Annotated in this window: 2 protein-coding genes and 1 pseudogene; all 3 read left to right on the top strand. The window is 73.7% G+C overall.

What is annotated here, in order from left to right; genetic code table 11:
• Positions 1–1,458 (top strand): hypothetical protein (locus tag B7767_RS16345; RefSeq protein WP_085572832.1); only part of this gene is annotated, 1,458 nt, incomplete at its 5' end.
• 49 nt (positions 1,459–1,507) lie between these two features.
• On the top strand, positions 1,508–2,389 hold the full coding sequence (locus tag B7767_RS16340; RefSeq protein WP_030867926.1) for a hypothetical protein: 882 nt from the start codon (positions 1,508–1,510) through the stop codon (positions 2,387–2,389).
• Positions 2,390–2,423: 34 nt separating this feature from the next.
• Positions 2,424–3,456: pseudogene (locus tag B7767_RS16335) on the top strand (hypothetical protein); the annotation flags it as partial.

Below are 3,456 nucleotides of genomic sequence, written 5' to 3'. Positions count from 1 at the left end.
CCGGCCGCCGACGAAGGGCTGGCGCGGCGGCTGCGCGCGCTCGCGTGCACCGCGCCGCTGCACGACCTCGACGCGCGCAAGGCCAACCTCGCCGGCGAGTACTCGGTGTACGGCATGGCGGAGATCGCCCTCGCGGGCATCGACCTCGTCACCCTGAACATGGACTTCGACACGGGCGCGGACCACGACCAGATAGTCGCCCGGCTCATCCCGCGCATCGCCGCCCAGGCCCCGAGCCGCCCCGCCGCCGAGCACGAGCGGGTGGCCCGCTGGGTCCTGGAGAACCTGATCAACGTCGGCAGCGTCGACCGCGGCTTCCGCGCGGTGTACGGCGTGTTCGGGGCGGACGGCACCTACGTGCGCCGCGACTACGACTTCAAGCTGATCGAGGAGGTCCCCGGCCCCGGCGGCACGGTGTACCTGCGGACCACCGACGAGGCGGTCAACGTCCTGGTCGGCGCCCTGGACACCGATGTCACCAGCGCGCAGATCGCCGCCGAGGTCAAGCTGGAGGTGCTGATCAGCCGGGGCAGGCTCGCCGACGCCCAGCTCGCCGCCGAGCAGGCCCGCTACCGGACCGTGCAGTACTCCGAGACCCTGCGCCGGGCCCTGGACGCCACCCGCCGCAACGTCCGCGCGGTGGACTGGCTGAGCGCCGTGCCCGACATGATCGCCGAGGCCCTCGACCACGTGGCGGACCGCTACCGCCACGAGAACGCGATCCTCACCAACATCCGCAAGGCCCGCGACGAGTCCGAGGACCCCGAGCACAAGCGCCGGGCGGCCGAGCTGGTGGACATCGTCAAGGACTGCATCCGGCGCCACACCCAGCTGCAGTCCCGGCTGCTGGAGGCCGGCCCGCTGTTCCGCGCCGAACAGGACCGGCAGGCCTTCGCCACCCCCACGTCGGCCTCGGGCACCGACCTCTACGGCCACCTCCTCGCGCCCCTGCTGCCACTGCCCGTGGAGCGGGCGGTCCGGGTCACCGACGCCTTCTTCGCCCACGGCACCGGACTGCGCACCCCGGTCTCCGTCCGGGTCGCCGACCTCGTCGAGATCCTGCTGACGCCGCCCGTGGAGCGGGAACACCTCGGCGCCGAGATGCCCGAGCCCGACCTGATCGCCACGCCCGACGACAGCCGCTTCAGCGAGGAGCAGCTCGCGGCCGCCACGGAGCTGCTGGACCTGCCGGCCGACGCACCGCGCCGGCTGTCCGGACTGCTCGCCGACGCCCGCCGCCAGGACCCCGAACTGCCCTACCTGGTCGCCCTGCTGGCCATCCACGCAGCCAGCCCCCCGGTCGGCACCGCCTACCGCCAGGGCGAACCGAAACTGCTGTTCGCCGTGGACGACGGAACCGAACTCGACGACCCCGAGTTCGGCGGCGCCGACCTCATCGTCGGCACGGCCCTGCTGGACGCGGCGGGGATGGCCGCGGACCGGTCGGAGGCGGCATGACGGAGCAAGCAGTCCGTACCGAGGTGTCCCAGAACAAGGAGTCCCGACCGTGACCGAGCACGTCGAGTGGAGCGAGCCGGAGGCCGTGGCCGCACCGGCGAGCGCCGCCGTCACACCCGCCGACGCCGCCGACGCCGCACGGCTCGTCGCCTTCGGCCTGCAGCCCAAGCTCCAGCCCGCCCGCGACCAGGAGTACGCCGACCTGCTGCGCCGCTACCGCGAGGACCCGCCGTTCGCGCGGCTCGCCGACGCCGTGGCCACCGGCCTCGGACTGATCGTGCTGGAGGTGTCCCCGCGCGCCGGCATGGCCGTCACCGCCGCCGAGGACTCCGTCTTCGCCGTCCGCATGGGCGACTACGCGCGCCGCACCTCCGCCGACGGCGGCGACAGGTTCCTGCACGGGCTCGCCCACCTCGCCGTCGCCGCCATGGCCTTCCCGCGCCCCGAGGACCTCGCCGACGACGGCTACATCGGGCGCGTCACGGTCAACGGCGTCGACTCCTTCGTCCGCCAGGCCTGCCACCGCCTGGAGGAGCGGGCCGCGGAGCAGGGCGAGAACACCGACCCGGCCAGCGACGCCCCCGGCCTGGAGGCCGCGTGGCGGATCTGGGCCAGACGCAGCTCGACCGGCGCCACCAAGGACGCGCGCCGGCTCGCGGGATCGACCACCGGCATCGTCGCCAAGGCCGTCGGCTTCCTCACCGACTCAGGCTTCCTGCAGCGCACCGGCGACGACAACGGCGGCACGTACCGCACCACGGCCCGCTACCAGCTCCAGGTCCGCGACATGGCGGGCGGCGCCGCCATGGCCGAGCTGCTGGAGCTGGGCGTCGTCCCGGTCACCGACGGGACGCCCACCCTGCTGCCGCCCGAGGACGGCGACGACCTGGAACTGGTCGCCGACGCCGGCCTGCCGTTCCACTCCGCCTGAACCCCCGTCTCACGAAGCCTCACGAGAGTCCGCCATGTACGAGCTGTCCCGGGTCCGCCTCTACTCCATCGGGCCGGCCGGTGCGCGCTACGCCGACACCGTGCTCGACCTGCGCGGTGTCGGCGGGGCGGTGCCCGACCCCGCGCCGATGCAGGCGGAGTTCTTCCAGGAGGAGCCCGTCGGCCCGCCGCGCCGGCCGGCGCCCGCCGGGGTGCTCTTCCTGGAGAACGGCGGCGGCAAGTCGGTCCTGCTGAAGCTGATCTTCTCCGTGATGCTCCCGGGCCACCGCAACACCCTCGGCGGCGCCAGCTCCGGTGTGCTGCGCAAGTTCCTGCTCGCCGACGACTGCGGTCATGTGGCGCTGGAGTGGCAGCACGTGCAGACCGGCGAGTGCGTCGTCGTCGGCAAGGCCAGTGAGTGGCGGGGCCGCCAGGTCTCCAACGACCCGAGGAAGTTCGCCGAGGCCTGGTACTCCTTCCGGCCCGGCCCCGGTCTCAGCCTGGACAACCTCCCCGTCGCCGAGTCCACCGCCGTACGGCCGCCCGTCGAGGGCCAGTCGGGCGCGCGGGGACGGCGCCGCACCATGAAGGGCTTCCGGGACGCCCTCACGGAGGCCGGCAAGAACTACCCGCACCTGGAGGTGCACTGGGAGGAGATCCACGAGCGCTGGACCGAACACCTCGGCGAGCTGGGACTCGACCCGGAACTCTTCCGCTACCAGCGGGAGATGAACGCCGACGAGGGTGAGGCAGCCGGCCTCTTCGCGGTCAAGAAGGACTCCGACTTCACCGATCTGCTGCTGCGCGCCGTCACCGACACCCGGGACACCGACGGACTCGCCGACCTGGTCGGCGGCTTCGGCAACAAGCTGGGCCGGCGCGCCGAACTGATCGCCGAACGCGACTTCACCGCCGGGTCCGTCGACCTGCTCGGCCGGATCGTCGAGGCCGCCGAGGCCCGCGCCCGCGCGCGGGAGATCCACACCGCCGCCGAGCGCCGCACCCGCACCCTGGCCCGCAGGCTCTCCGCGCGCGGCGCCCAAGAACGCGTCCGCGCGGCCGACCTGG

Source organism: Streptomyces sp. 13-12-16, from assembly GCF_002114215.1.
Classification (GTDB): Bacteria; Actinomycetota; Actinomycetes; order Streptomycetales; family Streptomycetaceae; genus Streptomyces.
This window is presented reverse-complemented; position numbering and strand designations above follow the sequence as displayed.